Source organism: Halomonas sp. A3H3 (assembly GCF_000982975.1).
Lineage (GTDB): Bacteria > Pseudomonadota > Gammaproteobacteria > Pseudomonadales > Halomonadaceae > Vreelandella > Vreelandella titanicae.
On record NZ_HG423343.1, the window covers coordinates 2,505,313 to 2,519,625 of the forward strand.

The 14,313-nt window shown below is 55.1% G+C and carries 13 protein-coding genes; 5 read left to right on the top strand and 8 right to left on the bottom strand.

What is annotated here, in order from left to right; all coding sequences use genetic code 11:
- Nucleotides 1-264: 264 nt before the first annotated feature.
- Nucleotides 265-1,026, bottom strand: coding sequence for an SDR family NAD(P)-dependent oxidoreductase (locus tag HALA3H3_RS11135; RefSeq protein WP_022521639.1), 762 nt, complete (start codon nt 1,024-1,026; stop codon nt 265-267).
- Between the two features lie 223 nt (nt 1,027-1,249).
- On the opposite strand from HALA3H3_RS11135, the gene HALA3H3_RS11140 reads away from it, so the two are divergent.
- A complete protein-coding gene (locus HALA3H3_RS11140) occupies nt 1,250-2,596 on the top strand; it encodes an aspartate aminotransferase family protein (protein ID WP_022521640.1) in 1,347 nt (448 codons plus the stop codon).
- Between the two features lie 15 nt (nt 2,597-2,611).
- Here HALA3H3_RS11140 and pdxR read toward each other — a convergent pair whose 3' ends face one another.
- Nucleotides 2,612-4,114: a MocR-like pyridoxine biosynthesis transcription factor PdxR gene (pdxR, locus tag HALA3H3_RS11145; protein WP_053857174.1), complete on the bottom strand. Its 1,503-nt coding sequence runs from the start codon at nt 4,112-4,114 to the stop codon at nt 2,612-2,614.
- A gap of 269 nt (nt 4,115-4,383) precedes the next feature.
- Between pdxR and HALA3H3_RS11150 the strand changes: the two genes are divergently transcribed.
- The 4 genes from HALA3H3_RS11150 to HALA3H3_RS11165 all read left to right on the top strand — a co-directional run bounded on the left by HALA3H3_RS11150 (nt 4,384) and on the right by HALA3H3_RS11165 (nt 7,396).
- Entirely contained in the window at nt 4,384-5,241 is an 858-nt protein-coding gene (locus HALA3H3_RS11150; RefSeq protein ID WP_022521642.1) for a transporter substrate-binding domain-containing protein, read from the top strand.
- Nucleotides 5,242-5,306: 65 nt separating this feature from the next.
- Nucleotides 5,307-5,948, top strand: a complete 642-nt coding sequence (locus HALA3H3_RS11155) for an amino acid ABC transporter permease (RefSeq protein WP_022521643.1) — start codon at nt 5,307-5,309, stop codon at nt 5,946-5,948.
- 22 nt (nt 5,949-5,970) lie between these two features.
- Nucleotides 5,971-6,636 (top strand): amino acid ABC transporter permease, encoded by a 666-nt coding sequence (locus HALA3H3_RS11160; protein ID WP_022521644.1) that lies wholly within the window; start codon nt 5,971-5,973, stop codon nt 6,634-6,636.
- Nucleotides 6,629-7,396, top strand: a complete 768-nt coding sequence (locus HALA3H3_RS11165) for an amino acid ABC transporter ATP-binding protein (RefSeq protein ID WP_022521645.1) — start codon at nt 6,629-6,631, stop codon at nt 7,394-7,396. Before HALA3H3_RS11160 ends, HALA3H3_RS11165 begins: the two co-directional genes overlap by 8 nt.
- Nucleotides 7,397-7,425: 29 nt before the next feature.
- Here HALA3H3_RS11165 and HALA3H3_RS11170 read toward each other — a convergent pair whose 3' ends face one another.
- The 6 genes from HALA3H3_RS11170 to HALA3H3_RS11195 form a co-directional block, all read right to left on the bottom strand.
- Nucleotides 7,426-8,187 (bottom strand): M15 family metallopeptidase, encoded by a 762-nt coding sequence (locus HALA3H3_RS11170; RefSeq protein WP_022521646.1) that lies wholly within the window; start codon nt 8,185-8,187, stop codon nt 7,426-7,428.
- Between the two features lie 49 nt (nt 8,188-8,236).
- Entirely contained in the window at nt 8,237-9,511 is a 1,275-nt protein-coding gene (locus tag HALA3H3_RS11175; RefSeq protein ID WP_022521647.1) for a TRAP transporter large permease, read from the bottom strand.
- Nucleotides 9,508-10,023 (bottom strand): TRAP transporter small permease, encoded by a 516-nt coding sequence (locus HALA3H3_RS11180; RefSeq protein WP_022521648.1) that lies wholly within the window; start codon nt 10,021-10,023, stop codon nt 9,508-9,510. The genes HALA3H3_RS11175 and HALA3H3_RS11180 overlap by 4 nt, the downstream gene beginning before the upstream one ends.
- A gap of 113 nt (nt 10,024-10,136) precedes the next feature.
- Nucleotides 10,137-11,171 carry a TRAP transporter substrate-binding protein DctP gene (dctP, locus tag HALA3H3_RS11185; protein ID WP_009285955.1) on the bottom strand — a complete coding sequence of 345 codons (1,035 nt, stop codon included), beginning with the start codon at nt 11,169-11,171 and terminating at the stop codon, nt 10,137-10,139.
- A gap of 126 nt (nt 11,172-11,297) precedes the next feature.
- Nucleotides 11,298-12,224 (bottom strand): LysR family transcriptional regulator, encoded by a 927-nt coding sequence (locus HALA3H3_RS11190; RefSeq protein WP_022521649.1) that lies wholly within the window; start codon nt 12,222-12,224, stop codon nt 11,298-11,300.
- 178 nt (nt 12,225-12,402) lie between these two features.
- Nucleotides 12,403-14,076, bottom strand: a complete 1,674-nt coding sequence (locus HALA3H3_RS11195) for an isovaleryl-CoA dehydrogenase (protein ID WP_022521650.1) — start codon at nt 14,074-14,076, stop codon at nt 12,403-12,405.
- Between the last annotated feature and the right edge of the window lie 237 nt (nt 14,077-14,313).

The window sequence follows — 14,313 nt, forward strand, 5'->3', positions numbered from 1 at the left end:
CCGGGTGGTGTGGCAGGGGACCGGTCAGCCATGCTGACCGCCCCTATGCCGATTACCCCTGCCCTTTATCGGCTGTGGGTATCGAGATCTGTTGACGTTGAGTCTCATGACCGCACGACTATTTTACAAGGATGAGTAAAATAGAATGTATCAACAATCGGTCAAAAGCGTAATGAAGCGAGTGGATAACGCCCTTTATCTAGTCAAAGAGCAAGGGCGGTATCGCGTTTCAACGGGTGGCCTATTAAAATCGGCGCAGCAGGCTTAAGCCGGGTCGCGATCAACCGCAAACGCTGACCATGCCTGACGAACGGTCATAATTTCCAAGCGATTGATGTTGATATGGGCGGGCAGCGTGGCCAAGTAGTAAAGCTGCTCGGCGATATCTTCTGCTTGAAGTGGCGTCGTACCCCGGTAAAGTGCATCCGAAGCGGCCTGGTCGCCTTTAGTTCTGACCAGTGTGAACTCGGTTTCTGCCATGCCGGGTGCCAGGTCAGTAACCCGCACGCCAGTACCTAACAGATCGCAGCGTAGGTTGTAGCTGAACTGCTGAACAAAGGCTTTCGACGCGCCATACACATGCCCGCCAGGATAAGGCCACTGACCCGCCACCGAGCCGAGATTGAGAATACTCGCGCCTTTACCGGTTTTCAGCAGCAGCGGCAGCGCCGCGTGTGTCACATTGACCAACCCCGTGATATTGGTGTCGATCATGGTGTGCCAATCCTCCAGCGCCACCTTTTGCGCCGGTTCCGGTGCCAGGGCTAACCCCGCATTATTGATTAAACACGTCAGCGGCAGAAACGTTTCCGGTAAGTTGCTAATGGCGTCAGTCACCGCGTCACTATCGCGGACATCCAGCGCCAGCGTTAGCACGGGCACCTGCTTGGAAAGCTCCTCCTCAAGTGCTTTGAGGCGCTCTACGCGTCGCCCGGTTAAAATCAATGACCAGCCCGCTTTGGCAAAGCGCTGGGCAGCCGCTTTACCAAACCCTGACGTCGCTCCGGTAATAAGTACGCTAGGCATTGCAATCTCTCCACGTTATTTAAATGATTAAAAGGCGATGGGGCGAGTTCTGACATCACTGTAAGCAACGCTGGTTCAAGCCTTTAGAGCCAGTTCGTGCCCGTTACTGTGACATCACTCGTCTGTCCCTCTGGTATGTAACGACTGGCCCTACAGCCTAAACGGTTGACTCACTAGGCTGGCAAGCACGCTATTTCTTAACGGATTACTTAAGGTGCTTGCTATGAATACCAATATTGCCGCTTCACATCCACCCGAAAGCGGTGTGGATAATACTTATGTACACACCTTAGATCGCCAGTATGTGTTCCACTCCTGGGCACAGCAAGGCAGTTTAGACCCCATGGTGATTGCAGGGGCTGAAGGGTGTCGCGTATGGGACTATGTGGGGCGCTCGTATCTGGATTTTAGTAGCCAGTTAGTCAATACCAATATCGGCCATCAGCATCCCAAGGTGGTCGGTGCGATTCAAGCCCAGGCCGCGAGCCTGTGTACCATTGCCCCCGCCCATGCCAACTTGGCTAGGGGCGAAGCGGCCAAGCGCATTATCGCCAAAGCGCCCGCTGGGTTTAGTAAGGTGTTTTTCACCAATGCGGGCGCGGATGCCAATGAAAATGCCATTCGTATGGCGCGTCTTTATACCGGGCGAAGCAAAATACTATCCGCCTACCGCTCCTATCACGGCAATACCGGTTCAGCGATTGCCGCCACCGGTGATTGGCGGCGGGTGCCCAACGAGTACGCCAGTGGCCACGTGCACTTCTTCAACCCTTACCTTTATCGCAGCGAGTTTTGGGCGCGCAATGAAGAGGAGGAGTGTGAGCGGGCGTTGCAACACCTGCGCCGGGTGATTGAGTGCGAAGGTGCTAACGCGGTCGCGGCCATCCTGCTGGAAACCATTCCCGGTACGGCTGGCGTACTTTTGCCTCCGAAGGCGTATCTTCAGGGCGTTAGAAAACTCGCCGATGAGTTCGGTATTGTACTGATTCTTGATGAAGTGATGGCTGGCTTCGGCCGCACGGGCCGTTGGTTCGCTTTTGAACATTATGACATGGCGCCGGACTTAATCGTCTTCGCCAAAGGGGTGAACTCGGGCTATGTGCCTGCCGGGGGCGTGATTATTTCTGAACCCATCTCACGCTATTTCGATGACCACTTCTTTGTCGGCGGTCTGACGTATTCCGGCCACCCGCTGGCAATGGCGGCGATAGTCGCGACCCTGGATGCGATGGAAGCAGAAGGCGTGGTTGCAAACGCTGACTCGGTGGGTAATGGCCCGTTAGCCGCAGGGTTGCAACAGCTTGCCGAGCGATACGCCATCATTGGTGATTGGCGGGGCGTTGGTGTGTTTCATGCTTTGGAGCTCGTCAGCGACCCGGTTTACAAAACGCCACTGCCAGGGGCGGAAGTGCTGCAACTCAAGCAGCAATTAATGGAAAACGGCCTGCTGGTCTTTACCGTTGAGAACCGCATCCATGTGGTGCCGCCGTGTATCGTGACGGCCGCTGAAGTAGAGGAGGGTTTAGCCATTTTGGATCGCGTGCTGAAAAACTATACGGCATCACGCTAGATGGGCGATGGTGGGTTAAGTGCCCGTTGTTAAAGTATTCAGGGCGTTATCGTAGGCGAAACCCAGGCGCTGTATGCCTGGGTCGATACGCTCCCTCTCGATGGCGCCAAACCCTAGCCGGAAAAAGCGCCGCGTCGGGGCGGCATCGAAGAAGTGCTGGAAGCCGGGTTCAATCAACACACCCCGCTGGGCGGCATGCCAGGCTAGCCGCTGAGTATCGATGCCCGCATCCGCTTCCATCCAGAAGGCGCTGGAGCGACTGCTGCTGTGGCTGAGGCAGCCGGGCAATGCCTGATCGATGGCAATCCGCATGGCGTCCCGGCGCCGGTCGATCTCCTCCACATGAAGCTTGAGATAGCGCTCGTAATAGCCTTGCGAGATAAACTGCGCCAACTGGTGCTGTAACGCTGCGGGTGGATGGCGGTACATCATGCGCCGCAGCGCTCGCAGCTCGTCGATCACCTCAGCATCGGCCACTACGTAGCCCATGCGCAGCCCGGGCGAGAGTGCTTTGGATAAGCTGCCCATGTAGATAATTCGTGCGCTCTGGGCACTGGCTTTGAGCGCTGGCAGCGCGAACTGGTCGCCATGAATCTCGGCGTCGTAGTCATCCTCAATCACGATTTGGTCGCGATGGGGTAGCTGGGCCAGCAAAGTCTCGCGTCGCTCGCGGCTCATGGTGACGCCCGTGGGCACCTGATGACTGGGCATGACGTACAGATAGTCACACTGCTGAGACCCCTCAAGACGCATGCCTTCCGTATCCACGGTTTGCAACTGCAGACTGGCTCCGCGCTGAGCAAACACATTCATTGCCTCGCGGTAACCGGGAGATTCTAGCGCCACGCGAGTGCCCCGATGGCAGAGCAACTGGGCAATCAAATAGAGTGCATTTTGCGTTCCCATGGTGATCAGAATTTCTTCTGAGCGAGCAAAAATTCCCCGGCGCGGCAAAATACGTTTGCGCAATTGCTCAATCAGAAACGGGTCGTCCTGGTCAATACGGTCGCGCAGCCAGGGTTTATCGCGTTGCGAACTCAATAAGCGCCGAGAAACATCTCGCCACTGGGCTAACGGAAAAAGTCGCGTATCTAACTGGCCGTAAATAAACGGGTAGGCATATTCCGACCAATTGCCGGGCTTGAGGATTCCTTGGTAGTTAGTAGGGCGCTGAGCAATGCGTTTGTGCCAGTTTGGTGCGCTTATTGCGCCGTTATTGGTTTCGGTTAACGCTGTTAGTGATGAACTAAGCGTTGATTGAGGGTCGCTATAATCAGGGTGTAAATAGTAGCCGCTACGAGGGCGACTTATTAAATAGCCATCCTCGACCAGCTTTTCGTAAACAATCGCCACCGTATTACGCGAAATACCCAGCTGTTGTGAAAGCTTGCGGCAAGAGGGCAGCGCGTCCTCGCTGGGTAAACTGCCCATACGAATCGCTTCCAGCAGCGTTTTGCGTAGTTGTTCTTGCAGGCAGGCGCCAGTGTTAGGGTCGACCTCAAGACACAGTGATGTCATGCACATCTCCTCTTCAAAACCCTGGCCATCTAGCCCATTCACTCAAGCATCTCTCCTTAAACAAAGCATCTTTCGTGCCAGCTCTGTTGTTGGCAGCGGCTATCGGTAACTGTCCTTTTAATTTGCGCTAACTGGCTCTAATCGCAGAGAGGATAAAAATCTAGGGTGAAGTCAGCTTCTGCAAACAGTGGGCGAGCGATGTTTTGACTGCTTTTTCTAAAACGTATTTTTTAAAAGCGTATTTTTGAAAACCTAGGGGATATCAGACGATGAAAAAAATAGCTGCCTTAGCCTCCGCAATAAGCATCGGCGCGCTTGCTTTAAGTGCGTCACTGACCGTTTCCGCTGCGGATTTAGATGAAATAGAGAGCCGTGGCTATATGAGCGTGGCCACCGAAGATAACTACGCGCCGTTCAACTTTATGAGTGGCAGCGACCCCGATGGCTTTATCAAAGATATATTGATTGAACTGGAGGAGTACTCTGGCTTCGAGATCCGCCAGGATATTTTGCCTTGGACGGGGCTTTTGGCCTCGGTTTCATCGGGCCAATACGACATGGCACTTACCGGCGCGTCGGTGACCGACGAACGCCTGCGGGTATTTAACTACGCGCCGCCGTTTGCATCGGCACAGCACTTTTACATCAAGCGGGCAGGTGATGAGCGTATCAACAGCATTGAAGACTTAAGCGGTATGACGCTGGGTGTTCAGGCGGGCAGTGCCCTGCTATCGCGCCTACCAGAGTTGGAGGTCATGCTGGAAGAGAGCGGTGGCGAGCTGGGCGACGTGATGGAGTATGAGGCCTATCCAGAAATCTACGCTGACCTGGCCAACGGTCGTGTCGATTACGTGATTAACTCTATCGTGCCGGTTAATGATCTGATCCGTGAGCGTTCTGACGTATTTGAAGCTGGTCAAGCCGTCTCCGGTCCAGGCTTCGTGGCCTGGCCGATGCCTAAAGACAGCCCACAACTACTGACCTATATCACCGACTTTATGAGCCACCTGCGTGATTCTGGCCGCCTGGCCGAGCTGCAGGAAAAGTGGTTTGGCGAGTCCTTTGATGACCTGCCGACAACCCCTATCACCTCAGTGGAAGAGTTCCACGAAATGGCCGGTATGTAAGCCATCACATTCGCCTGCCGCCCAGCCTGGGCGGCGGTTTTCTTATCGCGAATTAGGGGGTGAGCATGGACAGCAGCGCATGGGGGCTTCTCATCCAGGGCGCCTGGACAACGCTTTGGATATCCGGCATCTCCATTGCCATCGGTGTGGTAATGGGGCTTTTGATTGCATTGCTTAGGGTGGCCAAAATTCCCGTTTTGCATCAATTGCTAGGCGTCTACATTAGCTTGGCGCGGGCAACGCCGCTGGTGACGCTGGTGCTGTTTATCTTCTTAACCGCGCCGACCATGGGCGTTAACCTCAACCGCAATGTGGCCGGTATTATCGCGTTAACCCTCAATACCACTGCTTTTAACGCTGAAATCTGGCGCTCTGCCTTTAACAACTTCTCCAAAGAGCAGCGTGAAGCGGCCCTGGCCATCGGTATGACACCGTGGGTCTATTTCCGCCGTATTATGCTGCCACAAATCACCATTACCAGCCTGCCGGGCTTGGTGAATGAAATGTCATTTCTGATTAAAGGCAGCCCCGCTATTGCGGTCATCGGCGTCGTCGACCTGACCCGTGTGACCAACCGTATTTCGGCGGTGACCTACGACCCACTGCCACCCATTTTAGCGGCTGCGGCGCTGTATATGCTGATTATCAGTCTGTTGGTGTGGTTTCAACGTGTGGCTGAGCGTAAAGCCAGCCGGCTGGCCGTTTAAGGTGGTCGTTTAGGGAGTCTCTATGAGCAACTGGGAAATTCTTTGGTCATCTTACGATGTGTTTTTAAGTGGTTTTTATAACACCTTAAAGCTATTTGGTTTATCCGCTGTCTTGGCTTTTTTAATGGGCAGCGCCATGGTGTTTTTATTGGAGGGTTCCCGCCCACGGTTAAAGGTTCCGCTGCGGATTTTTATCGATGGCATGCGTATGCTGCCATTTTTGATCCTGGCCTACCTGCTGTATTACGGCTTACCTAGTGCAGGCATCCGCATGAGTGCCTGGACGGCCGGGATTATCGCCCTGGTGATCTACCATGGCGCATACTTCGCGGAGATTCTGCGCGGCTGCCGCGCTACCTTCGCCCAAGGGCAGGTAGAGGCAGCAATCGCCCAAGGGTTCTCGCAGCCCCAAATGTTTATGCGCATTATCTTGCCGCAGCTGATTTTGAAAACCCGCGGCTTATTGGGTAATCAGTTGATTATCCTACTCAAAGACACCGCCTTTCTGGTGATCATCACCGTGCGCGAACTCACCGCGGCGGCGAGCAGCCTGTCGAGCACCTACTTCATTCCCATGGAAGCGTTCATCGTGGTGATCGGCTTCTACTGGCTGATCAGTATTGGTTTAGAACTATTTATCAAAATGATTGGCCGTTTTGGCGCCAAGCGAGGATTCGAAAATGCCTGAGACCGCTGCTGTTAGTATTCGTAACCTTTCCAAAAGCTTCGATGGCACCGAAGTGCTGCGGGATGTATCGCTGGAAGTTCAGCCCGGCGAAGTGGTGAGTATTTTGGGCTCATCGGGTTCGGGTAAATCTACCCTGCTACGCTGCATTAACTGGCTTGAGCAACCCGACCGGGGCGACATCCGTATTGCTGGTGATCGCATTGGCGTGAGTGACACTGGAAAACACATGTCGCGCCGTGAGCTGGCAGGCATGCGCGCGCGCTTGGGCATGGTGTTCCAAGGCTTTAACCTCTGGCCTCATTTAAGCGTGCTGCGCAATGTCACCGAGGCGCCTATTCATGTTCAGGGGCTAAGCAAAACCGAGGCTGACGCGCGGGCCATGGCGCTGCTCGAAAAAGTCGGCATGGCCGACAAGCGTGAACAATATCCCTACACACTCTCTGGTGGTCAGAAACAGCGGGTAGCGATTGCGCGGGCACTCGCCATGCAGCCTAAGGTGATGCTGTTCGATGAGCCCACTTCAGCCCTCGACCCCGAGCTGGTGGGGGAAGTGCTTGGGGTGATCAAAGACCTCTCCAAAGAAGGCTACACCATGGTACTGGTGACCCACGAAATGGAGTTTGCCCGGGCAGTCTCCGATCAAGTGGTCTTTCTCGACAAAGGCATCATCATTGAAAAATCCCACCCCAGCGAGTTCTTTGAGAACCCTAAAACCGACCGAGTACGGCGCTTTCTGGAACTTGAAGCGCCTGCGGTGTGAGCACACTGAATCTGGCGCTGGCTAGATCATTACCCCAACTGCCTGCGCCAGCGGTTCTCTATGGTATCCAGCTCTGCCGGGCCGTACTGTGCATGATCATGCGGCCCGTAGTAGGCCCATAATTGATCGCCATAATCGAAGTGCCACCACTCGCTGGGCAGGTTGGTGAAGCCTTGCTGCTGCAGAGTGTGATAGAGCAGGCGGCGGTTATCCCGCGCCTTATGTTGCTGCGGGGTAAGCATTTCCAGCTTTTCGAAATAGTCGCTATGGGAGGCGGGAAGCGCCTCGTCAAACAGGGTGCCCATATCCAGTGGCAGGCCATCGGCATCGCAAAGCGTGACATCGACGGCGCCGCCGGTGAGGTGCGGGCTGGGGGCTAAAGGGTCGCGACTGGGTACCGATACGAACTCTCTTGTACGCTCCAATAGCTCCGCTTCGCTGAGGTCTGGATGGTGGTGGTGGATGGCTTCATGCAGGGTATCAAACAAGTACTGCTGCACCCGCCATGGCCGCCAGCCATCCAGTACGATCAACCCGATGCCCTCGGGTAAGCTACGTGCCGCAGCGAGTAGCGCCCGATAAACCCCCTCACGAACGAAACACTCCGGCACCGCACCCGGAATACCCAGCCGAGCATAGGCGGGGAACACGCTGACCGGTGCCGGGGCGAGGCTCATCGGTACCAAGCGCTCGCCGTTATCTTCAATAGGCGCGCGGCGCAGCTGTTCCCAGCAGGGAGCTGAATGGCTGGGTATAGGCGGCAAGGCCTTCAATAGTGTGCTCAAAGGCATTATGTTATCCAAGCAGAGTGTTATCCAAGCTGGTTATTAAAACTAGTTGTCAAAACTGAGTAGGCAGCCATAGCGTCAGCGATGGAAAAAGGATTAATAGAATAAGCACCGCAATCGCCGTCAGCACAAAGGGCCAAATGGTTCTAAATAGCGACACTATCTCAAGCCGACTAACCGCGGCGGCCACGAACACACAGGCGCCCAGCGGTGGCGTGATCAATGCAATGGTAATGTTCAGTGTGATGATGACGCCCAGATGAATGGGGTCTATACCCGCCATCATAGCCACCGGCGCAAAGATCGGCGTCAGTAGCATCAATGCCGACACCTCCTCCATAAACATGCCCGTGATGAAGGTGATTGCACTAAGCAGTAATAAAATAACCACGCTATTGTCCACGTAGGGTGATAGCAGGGATACAAACTGCGCAGGTACTTGCGCATAGGAGAGCAGCCAGCTAATCGTCGCCGAGGCCGCCATGATGAGAAAAATCGCCGAGGTTAAGCGTGCCGTATCAAGGATGGCTTGCCAGCACTCTTTAAAGCGTAACCCTCCCAGCACAAAGCCACATAAGGCCACATACAGCGCTGTCAACGCGCCCGATTCTGTAGGCGTCACAAAGCCCAGCACGATGCCAGCAACAATAATAAAGGGAGCGATAAGCGCGGGCAGAGCGGCCGCGAAGGCTATGCCAAGTTGGCCGATTGAGGGCAACTGGCCACTTTTGGGTAATCGGTGGCGCCAGGCATACCAGGCGTTCATGCCCATAAAGGCAACCCCCAGCAGCAGACCTGGTACTACGCCCGCCAGAAATAGATCGCCTACTGAGGTGTTGGTCAGTGAGGCGTAGAGGATCATAAAGATACTGGGTGGAATAATCGGGCCGATCAGCGAGCTACCGGCGGTCAACCCAGCGGCAAAAGCCCTTGAGTAGCCCTCCTTCTCCATGGCAGGTACTAACAGCGACCCCAGTGCCGAGGTATCCGCCACCGCTGAGCCATTGACGCCTGCGAAGAAAACGCTCGACACCACGTTGACGTGGCCCATACCGCCCCGCAAGTGCCCCACTATCAGGCGGGCGAACCCCATCAGGCGCTCGGTTAAGCCGCTGACGTTCATCAGGTTGCCAGCGAAGATGAATAACGGAATAGCCATCAAGGAGAACACATTGATACCGCCAAAGAATTGCTGGGGCAGCATACGTGGAATCATCGAGGGGTCGACAAACAGAAAGCCTACTATCGCCGTGGTCAGTAGCGCGATGAACAGAGGAAGCCCAAGCAAAACGTGGCCGAGGAAAACCACCAGCATCGTCACAATCATAAGGAGTCCTCAACGGTTGTGGATGGAGAGTCCTCAACGGTTTTAAGTGGCGCGGGGCCATAGAGAAGCGCATGCCAAGCCAGTAATAAAAAGCCAACGGGTAGCGAGAGGAGGGGCACCGTGCGGCTAATGCCAAGCCCTGAGGTGGTAAACATGCTGACCGAGAGTGCATAGCGATAGCTGACCCAGGCACCCCCCGCTGCAATCAGCAGGGTGAGCAGCCACTGGTACACGTTCAGCAAACGCGCGAGAGGGGGTGGCAGTAGCTTCTCCAACAGACCAACGCGCATGTGACCCCCTTCCGACCAGACGGTGCCAGCCGCGAGCATCACGGTGGCGATAATCAAAAATCGCGATATCTCATCTGTCCAAATAGGGGCACCACCGGCGATGTAGCGGGCAAACACCCCATACAATATGGCCGCAACATTGAGGCATAGCAGCGCGCCCGCCAGGGTTAGGGACACCGGGCGGCTGATCGCCAGTAGACGGGATCGAAGCGTATTAAACATGGCAGCCTTCCAGGAAGCACAGAAACGTTAAGCACTAGAACATTCAGTACTGGGATATTAAGTACTGGAAATTAGGGGGCCGGTAAGGTACCAGCCCCTGTTGTTAACAGCCGTTAGTCGAGCAGTTCGCTCATGCCTGCATCTTCCAGGGCCATATCGATCCAGCGTTGCTCGATATCACGTTCTTCGAGCCACTCAAGATAGGCGGGCTGGCCAATGTCGCGGAAAGCGGTGAGCTCCTCTTCAGAAGGGCGAATCACTTCCATACCTTGCTCTTCCAGGTAGGCGATACGTGCCTCAACCTGTTCCTCGTTGTGCTCACGGGCATTGTGATTAGCTTCGGAGACGGCCTCCATAAAGGTGCTGCGAAGCTCATCGTCCCAACCTGCGATCATGTCGCTATTGCCCACCAGGAACTGATCGGAGTATTGGATATTGGCTAGGGTCAGGTAGTCCTGCACTTCGTAGAGGCTGCCCAGGATGATATACATCGGCGGGTTCATCTGGCCGTCGGCCACTCCTGTACGCAGTCCCATGTAGGTCTCTGTCCAGGGAATGGGAGTACCGGAGGCACCGAAGGATTCATAGAGGGCTACCTGGCTGGGATCCATGGCCCGGAAACGCAGCCCTTCGAAGTCGTCCGGGTGGCTGATAGGCCGTTCATTGTTGGTGAATGCCAGGAAGCCCCCCTCTTCGACGACCGCCAGCATATCGATACCGGCACGCTCCTGCAGAGCATTGCTGACTTCCTGCCAATACTCTCCTTCATCGAAGAAGCTACGCGCCGCCGCAAAGTCGTCGAACAGAAACGGAATAGCGCTGACGAAGATCTCATCAACGAGAGGAGAGACGCCTGCAAATGACGCCACGTTGAGCATGGGCGTATTCATGGTTTGTTCCATGCGCTCCTCTTCATCACCCAGCATGCTATTCGGGTAGAGCTCAAGCTGTATCTCACCGTCAGTTTTTTCGTCTACCAACGTTTTAAGGTTCTCTGCAAAGACGTGGACAGCATTCTTTTCGGGATCTGGGGCACCGTTGTAACTCAGATTAATGGTGGTGGCTGCAAGAGTGTTTCCTGCCATCATGGCAGAGCCAATCAGGCAAGCCGAGATGAGTCGTTTGGGTGAAAAGTGCTGAGTAAACATCGTAAGTCTCCTGGTTTATTGTCGTGAGCTATGAGGCGCTAAGGGCGCGTTATTGGATTTATAAGGAGTGCTTACTAGAAGACTATGTATTGAGGTGTTGACTATGCAATACCTAAACTGTGGCTTTTATTGCAACAGTCGTGGTGCATCGGCGGAGAAAAAGCGCATGCCTTTGTGCAAATGATCGATGCAAGTGATTGAGGCGACCGGGAGTTCCTGCCCTTTCAGGCTAACAATTTGTGCCCGCGTACCGTTCATCACCGGGTACTGCATGGGTAGTGTGAAGATCTCACCGCGCTCAATCTCATCCGCTACGGTGAGTTCGGGCATAAACGTAACGCCGATGCCTGAGCGGACGAAATTCTTTAACACCGAAACAGAGTTGGTGTGCAGGCGTGCTTCAAGATGAATGCGCTCCTGGTGGGCCACCATATTGACCATTTGCCGCATACCAAAAGGATTGTCCATTAACGCCAGGGGCCACCCCGTTAAGTCATGCAGGGTTACCGGGCGGTTAAGATCACTTAGTGGGTGATTGGGGGGCACAATCACATCGAGCGGCTGGCGCGTTTCCACGTGGCAGAAAAGTTGCGGGTCTACCGGCGGTGCATAAAGTAGCGCTATATCCACTTCACGATCTTTGAGTAACGACATCGCTTCGTTGACACCCGCCATGCGAATTTCGACATTGATACCGGAAAACGCTGACATAAAAGTGCCTAACGGTGCGGCGATCAGGTCAGCGATAAACCCTTCTCCCACGGCAATACGAACTTCCCCTTTCGTTAGGCTTTGAAGTGCCATTAGCTGGGAGAGCACCGCTTCTTCTGAAGCCCGCTGGGCATGAAAATGGTGCACCAGTAGCTGGCCCGCTGCGGTTGCGCGCATCCCTCTTCCGTGCCGCTCGCATAGCTGGGTATCCAACTCTTCTTCTAGTGCTTTTAGTTGGCGGCTAACGGCAGAAGCATCGACATTCAGGTGGGCCGCGGCGCGCCTGAGCGAGCCGCGGCGAATCACTTCATTGAGGTAGGTTAATGCACGCTGGTTAAGCATAAAACACGCCTGTAGTGGAGTGTTTTATATCTTACCCGCTATCACATTATTGCTGGCTCTTAATGTAAATAGTTTTTTAATGTGATTAGTTTTACGCGATCGGTTTTAGCCTGGAAGACGGCCATAGTCGTGAACGCTTATTCCACGGGGCTTATTCCAAGGACTCACTCCAAGGGTGTTATTCCACGGGCCGGGCACGCTGGATGATTGCCGCGCAATCCAGCCCGGTGGGTAGCGTGCCTGTATTGAGGCCACTGCGGTCGGCAAGCCGACCAGCGCAGAATGCATCGGCCACATAAGCGGGGGCGTGCTGAACCAGCAGGGCGCCCTGTAACGCTAGGGCCATGCCGTCCGCCAGTTGGCGGGCGCGGAACTGGAGCGTTTGAGTATCCTGCATCTGCCGCTGTAATTGGTGGATAAAACGGTCAAGATGCCCATTGGCGCCCTGTGAAAGGCCGAGTTCGGCGAAGTAGGCGTCGAGTACTTCGGGCTGTTTTTCAATCGCGCGCAGGATATCCAAGCACTGCACATTTCCGCTGCCTTCCCAAATGGCGTTGATGGGCGACTCGCGAAACAGGCGCGCCATTATGTGGGTCTCCATGACGCCGCTTCCACCAATCACCTCCATTGCCTCGTATGCGTGGTGGGGCGTGCGTTTACATATCCAGTACTTGCCCACAGGGGTGGCGATTCGCGAAAGCAGGCGCTCATGCTCGTTGTCCTGATGATCCATGGCGCGGGCCATACGCAGCATTAAGGTGGTGGCGGCTTCGCTCTCAATAGCCAAGTCAGCGAGCACATTTTGCATCAGCGGCTGCTCGCTGAGCCGCTTCCCAAAGGCATGCCGATGAGAGGCGTGATGAATCGCCTGGGCGGTGGCTTGGCGCATTCCGGCAGCTGAACCAATCATGCAGTCGTAGCGGGTCATGGCGACCATCTCAATAATGGTGCGCACGCCGCGGCCTTCATCGCCCACCATCCAGGCAAAGGCGCCCCGCAGCTCGGTCTCGCTGGAAGCATTCGATACATTGCCCATTTTACGTTTTAGCTGCTGTATATGAAGCGGGTTCTTACTGCCGTCGGGCCGCCAGCGTGGCAGCAAGAAACAGCTCAAGCCGCCGGGCGCCTGGGCGAGTACCAGAAATGCATCGCACATTGGCGCCGAGACAAACCACTTATGCCCCACCAGCTCAAAAGCTTCTCCCGGCCCGCTTTGATCAATCGGGTAGGCGCGGGTGGTGTTCAAACGCACATCGGAGCCGCCCTGCTTTTCGGTCATTGCCATGCCCAGAGTGAGGCCCTGTTTCTCGAAATAGGGGACGTTGCGCGGATCGTAATGTGGGGCGGTGATTTTATCGCCCCAGCTCTCAAGCAGGCTGGGTTGATGGCGCAGTGCGGGGAGGGCTGCAAAGGTCATGGTAATCGGGCAGCCATGGCCCGCTTCTACCTGGGCCTGTAAAAAGTAGTTGGCGGCCCGATAAACATGCGCACCGGGCCGAGGGGTTCGCCAGGGGCTAGCATGCAAGCCGTGCTCTATCGCCGTTTGCATAAGCTGATGATAGGCGGGATGAAACTCGATCAAATCGACCCGATGGCCTTGCCTGTCGTGGGTCACTAACTGGGGGGAGTAACGGTTGGCCTCAACCCCCAAGGCAATCGCCTCAGCAGAGCCCGCCCACTGGCCAAACGTCTTGAGTGGGGCATCGTCGTCAGACCCGCTTTCACGGTTAACGCCTTCCTGAAGAACGCGATCAGCTGTGTAGCTATTGTAGCTTTCCAGCGGTGGCGGCTGGTTTTCTACCTGGTGAGTGCTAGCTTGGAGTTGATCGGCCAGGGGGTAATGATGGTTCATGGCAGGCACCTAGCGCGTAACGACGATAAGGGTGATTGTTTAAACGAACGTTTTACGGCTCATATATTTTGGAGCGTTTATGAGAGCATAGTTGCTGGACGGAGTAGTTGCTGGACGGAAAAGTCGCTAAAAACGGAGGGCGAAGAGGGGAGGGATGGATCCTGCTTTGCTCAGTCAGCGAATTTAACCGACAATGCCGCTTATCCTTCTCAGTCACGGGTACTATCGATGCAAGCA

Excerpts from the sequence above, each read along its gene's own strand:
- HALA3H3_RS11135 (WP_022521639.1), bottom strand. The coding sequence starts at position 1,026 with ATGCCTAGCGTACTTATTACCGGAGCGACGTCAGGGTTTGGTAAAGCG.
- HALA3H3_RS11140 (WP_022521640.1), top strand. The coding sequence starts at position 1,250 with ATGAATACCAATATTGCCGCTTCACATCCACCCGAAAGCGGTGTGGAT.
- pdxR (WP_053857174.1), bottom strand. The coding sequence starts at position 4,114 with ATGACATCACTGTGTCTTGAGGTCGACCCTAACACTGGCGCCTGCCTG.
- HALA3H3_RS11150 (WP_022521642.1), top strand. The coding sequence starts at position 4,384 with ATGAAAAAAATAGCTGCCTTAGCCTCCGCAATAAGCATCGGCGCGCTT.
- HALA3H3_RS11155 (WP_022521643.1), top strand. The coding sequence starts at position 5,307 with ATGGACAGCAGCGCATGGGGGCTTCTCATCCAGGGCGCCTGGACAACG.
- HALA3H3_RS11160 (WP_022521644.1), top strand. The coding sequence starts at position 5,971 with ATGAGCAACTGGGAAATTCTTTGGTCATCTTACGATGTGTTTTTAAGT.
- HALA3H3_RS11165 (WP_022521645.1), top strand. The coding sequence starts at position 6,629 with ATGCCTGAGACCGCTGCTGTTAGTATTCGTAACCTTTCCAAAAGCTTC.
- HALA3H3_RS11170 (WP_022521646.1), bottom strand. The coding sequence starts at position 8,187 with ATGCCTTTGAGCACACTATTGAAGGCCTTGCCGCCTATACCCAGCCAT.
- HALA3H3_RS11175 (WP_022521647.1), bottom strand. The coding sequence starts at position 9,511 with ATGATTGTGACGATGCTGGTGGTTTTCCTCGGCCACGTTTTGCTTGGG.
- HALA3H3_RS11180 (WP_022521648.1), bottom strand. The coding sequence starts at position 10,023 with ATGTTTAATACGCTTCGATCCCGTCTACTGGCGATCAGCCGCCCGGTG.
- dctP (WP_009285955.1), bottom strand. The coding sequence starts at position 11,171 with ATGTTTACTCAGCACTTTTCACCCAAACGACTCATCTCGGCTTGCCTG.
- HALA3H3_RS11190 (WP_022521649.1), bottom strand. The coding sequence starts at position 12,224 with ATGCTTAACCAGCGTGCATTAACCTACCTCAATGAAGTGATTCGCCGC.
- HALA3H3_RS11195 (WP_022521650.1), bottom strand. The coding sequence starts at position 14,076 with ATGAACCATCATTACCCCCTGGCCGATCAACTCCAAGCTAGCACTCAC.